This window comes from Bacteroidota bacterium (assembly GCA_026391695.1).
Classification (GTDB): Bacteria; Bacteroidota; Bacteroidia; order Bacteroidales; family JAGONC01; genus JAPLDP01.
This window is the reverse complement of the sequence record JAPLDP010000059.1, coordinates 1-6,153: the sequence shown is the minus strand read 5'-3', so window position 1 is coordinate 6,153 and position 6,153 is coordinate 1. Positions and strand designations below refer to the sequence as shown.

Below are 6,153 nucleotides of genomic sequence, written 5' to 3'. Positions count from 1 at the left end.
GAAACAAGATGGGTATTTGGGCTTTTTGTATCTTTACTCATGGAAAAGTTTGTTTAAAAGTTTATACACCTCAAAGATAATGATTATCAATGAGATAACAAACTTTTCCATTTTTTTATGAATAATTCAGGTTAAATCAAAAATTTATTGATATTTGTCAACTATAAAGTTTATCGATTTAAAGATAGTTAATTCTGAGGACTTTAGCAATAAAAATTTTCTAAGATAAAATTTAATTCTATGTTTTCATGGCAACTTATTTAAAAACCTCTAATTGTGTTGGTTGTCAAAGAAAATTCAATATTTTCCGTTCTCTGTCCGATGAAGAACTCACGATTATCAACGAGTACCGTAATGAAGTCATATTCAATACGGGTGAGATTATGTTCAAACAGGGCAGCCCCCTTACCCATATTGCCTGTCTTACATCCGGAATGGCAAAAATTTACATTGAAGGATTCAATAAAAAGAACCTGATCCTTAAAATCTTGCTCCCGGGTGAGATAGTTGGAGGGCCCGGATTATTTGTTGATTATGTGCATCATTTTACTGTTGCCACCTTACAGGATTCAACAGCCTGTTTTATTCATGTGGATGCTATCAAAGAAGTCGTCAGCCGAAATTCAGGTTTTGCCTTTGAGCTCTTACGACATGTTAACGAAAGAGACATAAAGAATTTCGATAAAATACTGAATCTTACGCAAAAACAGATGCCAGGCAGAATGGCCGATACGTTGCTCTATCTTGCAAAGGCCATACATAAAGCGAATAAATTCGAAAGCAGGTTATCACGTCAGGATATCGCTGATTTGTCGGCCATGACTAAGGAAAGCGCCATCCGTATCCTTAAGGAGTTTAAGGATGAGGGTATTATCAGTGTTGATGGCGACCGCTTTGAAATTCTTAATGAAAATGCTTTATTAAACATTAGCCGGAAAGGATAGAAACAAGCTATCTGTCATTTTAATAATCCCAGACCTTCCACGGTTAATAAAAAATAACCTTAATTTTGAATTAAATCTGTCCTAATCAGATAGACCACCTACGAAAACCGTTTCTCATAAAACCAAAATTAACCAAATTTGTTTATAAATAAACCTTAAGTTGGAGGTGAGATGCAGGCAACCTGTCCTGTTAGGCGGTTGTCTTAATGAATGTTTATCCTGTAACCATGCTTTATAATATACAGATAGACAATAAATAAGAGAAATGTCAGTTAATTGATGCGAAAAGATTACTAATATTGCAAGATAAAATCCATAGTGATGAGAATTTTCAGTACATTCATTTTAAGTGTCACCATTTTAGCATTTCTATTCAAAGTTTCAGCCCAGGAAATTGGCATAGGTGAATGGAGAGATCATTTACCATATTATACCGGTATCTCAGTCACCGAAGCCGGAAGCAGGATTTATTGCGCTACTTCCAGCGCAATGTTTTATTATGACAAGGAGGATAACAGTGTACAACGTGTGACGAAGGTCAGCGGCCTGTCGGATGTCGGAATAAGCGTAATAAACTTCACTCCGGACGTTCAAACCCTGGTTATAGCCTATACCAACACAAATATAGATCTTATCAAAGATAACCAGATCATCAATATTTCAGATATCAAACGAAAACCCATTCTGGGAAATAAAACCATCAATAACGTCACTTTCAGGGATAAATATGCCTATTTATCCTGTGGATTTGGAATAGTGGTATTGGATATCGACAAGGAAGAAATATATGACACCTATTATATCGGACCGGAAGGAGGGCAGATAAATATATGGGATATTTCATTTGATGATCATGACTCCATTTATGCAGCCACTGAAAGTGGTATTTACAAGGCCTCTCTCGAAAGCCCCAACCTGGCAGATTACAACTCCTGGACAAAAGACATGTCATTGCCCTTGCCTGATGTGAAGTACAATTTTATTGAGTATTTCAGCCACAGGATATTTACAAATTATGCCAGCGATTTATATGGTTCCGACAGCATCTATGTTCATACAAATGGTTCTTGGCAGCGCTTTGATCCCGGATATACGACCGGATGTCAAAATATTACATCGATGTACAACCGGCTTGTCATTGCCAATAATGGCAATGTGGATATTTATGACACCACAATGACACGCGTTTATTTTACTTATTTGCCCAGTAACATCGGCTTGTCTCCTTTGGATGCCATTATTGATAAAGACGCATTTGTCTGGATTGCTGACCGTTACGTCGGATTAGTGAAAACATATAACTCCGGTTGGACCGGTGAGGTCATCCATCCGAATGGTCCCAAATCACCTGATGTATTTGATATGTCTGTAACCGGTAAGGATGTGTGGGTGGTTCCCGGCGGCCGTGACGGTTCCTGGAATAATATCTGGAAGACCGGCCGTTTATTTTCTTTCATAGACAATGAATGGAAAACTTTGGATGCAGGTACTGTTCCCGAGTTGGATCCTGTGAGGGATATGGTTTGTGTAGCTGTTGACCCGGCTGACGAAAAGCGTGTTTATGCCGGTTCATGGGGTTATGGTTTATTTGAGTTCTTTAACAGGGAACTGGCAATTGTTTATACCGATGAAAACAGCTCCCTGCAGCCTTTTACCGGCACTGAGAAAATTAATATCGGAGGGTTATGTTTTGATGATGACAACAATTTGTGGGTTGCCAATTCTAATGCCGGTTCTGTATTATCAGTCAGATCGCCTGATGGCACTTGGCAGGCCCTCAACCTCGGATCATTAGCAACTGGAATCGATATAGGCGAATTGATAATCGACATGTCCGGCCAGAAATGGATGCTTGTCAGAGACCATGGCCTTGTGGTATTCAATGACAACAATACGATTTCCGATCCATCCGATGACAGGGTGCAGAAACTTAATGCCAATGCCGGTAATGGCAGTTTACCTGGCCTGAAAATACTGAGCTTTGCCGTGGATCAGGACGGAGAACTGTGGATGGGCTCGGATGAGGGGGTCGCTGTTATCTATTCCCCTGAAAATGTCTTCACCGGCGGGAATTATGATGCTCAGCGTATTCTGGTGATTCAGGACGGATATGTACAATATCTTCTTGAAACAGAAGCTGTGACAGCCATTACCATAGATGGAGCCAACCAAAAGTGGTTTGGCACGGATAAAGCAGGTGTATTCCTCATGTCGTCGGATGGCACCAAACAGTTGCTCCATTTCACCGAAGAAAACAGTCCATTGTTATCGAACTCCATTACCAGTATAGTCATTAATAATAACGGAGAAGTCTTTTTCGGAACATCAAAGGGTGTTATATCCTATCGTAGCACAGCAACGCCTCCGAAACCGGTGAATAATAATGTGTATGCTTATCCCAATCCGGTCAGGGAGGATTATGACGGCCCTATAGCCATCAAAGGACTTGTGCAAAATGCCGATGTAAAGATCACCGATGTCAGTGGCACATTAATATATGCTACTAAGGCTCAGGGTGGACAAGCTATTTGGAATGGAAGGAATTTTGAAGGCGACAAGGCGCACACAGGTGTGTATATGGTCTATATCAGTAATGAAGACGGATCCGAAACCATTGTGACTAAAATACTGGTCATCAATTAGTCAATAATCGTGATACGATTATTTAAAACCCGTGGCATTGTCCTGCATCAAATTAAGTATGGCGAAACCAGCCTGATTGTCAAGATATACACCGAACTGTTCGGATTGCAAACCTATCTCTTTAAAGGTGTTCGCGGCAAAAGTTCAAAGATCAAACCCAACATCCTGCAGCATGGATCTCTGGTGGATATGGTCGTTTATCATAAGGAAAAGTCAAGTATACAGCATGTCAAGGAGATAAAAAGTGCCCTGAATTATCAGTCCATTCCTTTCGATATCCGAAAAAGCTCGATCAGTCTTTTTATCAATGAACTTCTATATAAAACCATATATGAGGAAGAATCCAACCCGGCTCTTTTCAATTTCATCTTTGAGACTTTCAGGTTTCTGGATGTAACCGATAGGCCGGTCGCCAATTTTCATCTGTTTTTTGCGGTTCAGCTGACCCGTTATCTTGGTTTTTTTCCTCAGGCACAAAACAAGGCTTCGGAAAATTATTTTGATCTGAAAGAAGGCCATTTCAGTGCTTATCGACCCGTTCATGATAATATCATTCCCCCGCAACTAAGTGCATCATTTAGCCATTTGATGAGTGCCGGCTATGAGGAAATATCATGCCTCAGGCTGACAAGTGAAGACCGCATGATTTTGCTTGATAAGATCATCGAATATTATCGTTTGCATATACTTGCTTTTGGAGAGATACGGTCACATCTCGTCTTGAGGGAAGTGCTGAAATGACAATGAACAATGATCAAGGATCAATGATCATTGTTCATTGAACATTGGCGTTGGGTTTGGATATTGGATGTTGGCTATTCAAAGAATTCACTCCTTCACAAACTTCCCCGTGCTTGCCTGTGAGCCATTGTATAAAAGCCGTATTATGTATATCCCTTTTACCAGGAAAGAGACGTTGACCACCACCTCTTTTTGTCCTTTAGTGAGAATCAGTTCATAGACTTTTCTGCCAAAGATATCATAGAATTGGAGTGCTGCCTTTTCCTGGTACTGATGGTTAAAATGGGTCACATTAAAGAGTTCGTTTTTTTGTTGGTTTACAATATATTCCGGCAGTTTGATGTGGATTTCATCGATAGCAGGGTTGGGCCAAATCTTGAGCGGTGCAGTATATTCCTTTTCAGGTTCTTCAGGAATGTTGACAACCACATCACAGTCCATCTCTATGGTGTCCGATACGATGGGATGAGGACAAAGGCTGTCGTAGGTGAAGGGCTGTGTGTAAATGGTGTCGTATTCGAGATCGGCATTTACTTTAAACATATAAAGATCCCAATTGGTACCATTTATTACAAAATTGTCAATAACTACTATCTTACCATCAAAAGTTTTAATCATTGAGACCGGAGCATATACATCCTCTTTAAGAATTTTTATTTTTAGAACATTTCCTAATGTATCTGTTTTAATTAATGCAATATCGCAACATTCATTCCCTGGATAATTCCATCCCCCACCAATTACTATGGTTGAATCATTGTACAGATTTAAAACATTTGCTGATCCGTGTTCCGTATTTTCAATCAAATCTTTATGCCACAAAGTGTCCCCACTTGGAGCCAACTTGAATAATACAGGACAAAAGTTTTCAAGATTATAATGATTTTCTCCGCAACTGTAAATGTTCGAGAAGGAATCTTCTTCAGAATCATAAGCAAATCCATGATATTGTGTAAAAGCCCACCAAATCGTCTGATCCCATTGATCACCATCCTTATCAATGATAGCCCAGTAGGGTTTAATCCAATACCAATTCGAACCAGGCTCATCTTCATGATCAATAAAGCCGGTTAAAACATAATTTTTATCTTTTGTAATCAATAAATCATTACAGTTTTCATTAATAGTACTGGATAGGGTATCGCGGTAAACTTTATTCCATAACAATTCACCATCTTTATCCAGCCTGAACAACCACATCCTTTGTCTGGTATTATAACATGCGTAATACCAGAATAATGAAATATATCCACCATCGTCAAGTTGAAATATTCTGACGGCAAAATCCATGTTTTCGGGAGTATTGTAAATTTTACACCATTCCATTTCACCACAGGCATTTAGTTTTAAAATGAATGGATCATAAGCCGGATCATATTCTCTGGTTGATCCACTAATTATATAGCCCCCATCATTTGTTTGTTGGATATCATTAATTGGTGCCCAAAATGAATCGTTATGGATTTTTTTATCCCATAAAAGTCCTCCATTTATATCAGTTTTAATGATCCAACCATAAAGAGGTGTATGATGATCTGGCATTATGTATCCTCCAATGACATATCCTTTATCGTAAGTTTCAATAACAGAACTTCCGATTTCGCTCTTATTATCCCCAAAAATCCTGATCCACTCCTGTGAGTGTACTTGGAAAGACAATATTATCATCAAAACTAAAATGAAGTTTTTAACCTGAATTATTCATAAAAAAATGGAAAAGTTTGTTATCTCATTGATAATCATTATCTTTGAGGTGTATAAACTTTTAAACAAACTTTTCCATGAGTAAAGATACAAAAAGCCCAAATACCCATCTTGTTTCTGA

The 6,153-nt window shown here is 38.7% G+C and carries 4 protein-coding genes; 3 read left to right on the top strand and 1 reads right to left on the bottom strand.

From position 1 onward, the window contains the following. Positions 1–248 precede the first annotated feature (248 nt). The 3 genes from NT175_07500 (at position 249) to recO (ending at position 4,328) form a co-directional block, all read left to right on the top strand. Positions 249–944 carry a Crp/Fnr family transcriptional regulator gene (locus NT175_07500; GenBank protein ID MCX6234555.1) on the top strand — a complete coding sequence of 232 codons (696 nt, stop codon included), beginning with the start codon at positions 249–251 and terminating at the stop codon, positions 942–944. Between the two features lie 321 nt (positions 945–1,265). Continuing rightward, positions 1,266–3,587, top strand: a complete 2,322-nt coding sequence (locus NT175_07495; GenBank protein ID MCX6234554.1) for a T9SS type A sorting domain-containing protein — start codon at positions 1,266–1,268, stop codon at positions 3,585–3,587. A gap of 9 nt (positions 3,588–3,596) precedes the next feature. After that, complete coding sequence (gene recO / locus NT175_07490) at positions 3,597–4,328, top strand: DNA repair protein RecO (protein ID MCX6234553.1); 732 nt, start codon at positions 3,597–3,599, stop codon at positions 4,326–4,328. Positions 4,329–4,415: 87 nt separating this feature from the next. On the opposite strand, the gene NT175_07485 is transcribed toward recO, so the two are convergent. Next, complete coding sequence (locus tag NT175_07485; protein MCX6234552.1) at positions 4,416–5,996, bottom strand: T9SS type A sorting domain-containing protein; 1,581 nt, start codon at positions 5,994–5,996, stop codon at positions 4,416–4,418. Positions 5,997–6,153: the final 157 nt, after the last annotated feature.

Coding starts and splice junctions, on each gene's coding strand:
- NT175_07500 (MCX6234555.1), top strand. CDS start 249: ATGGCAACTTATTTAAAAACCTCTAATTGTGTTGGTTGTCAAAGAAAA.
- NT175_07495 (MCX6234554.1), top strand. CDS start 1,266: ATGAGAATTTTCAGTACATTCATTTTAAGTGTCACCATTTTAGCATTT.
- NT175_07485 (MCX6234552.1), bottom strand. CDS start 5,996: ATGATAATATTGTCTTTCCAAGTACACTCACAGGAGTGGATCAGGATT.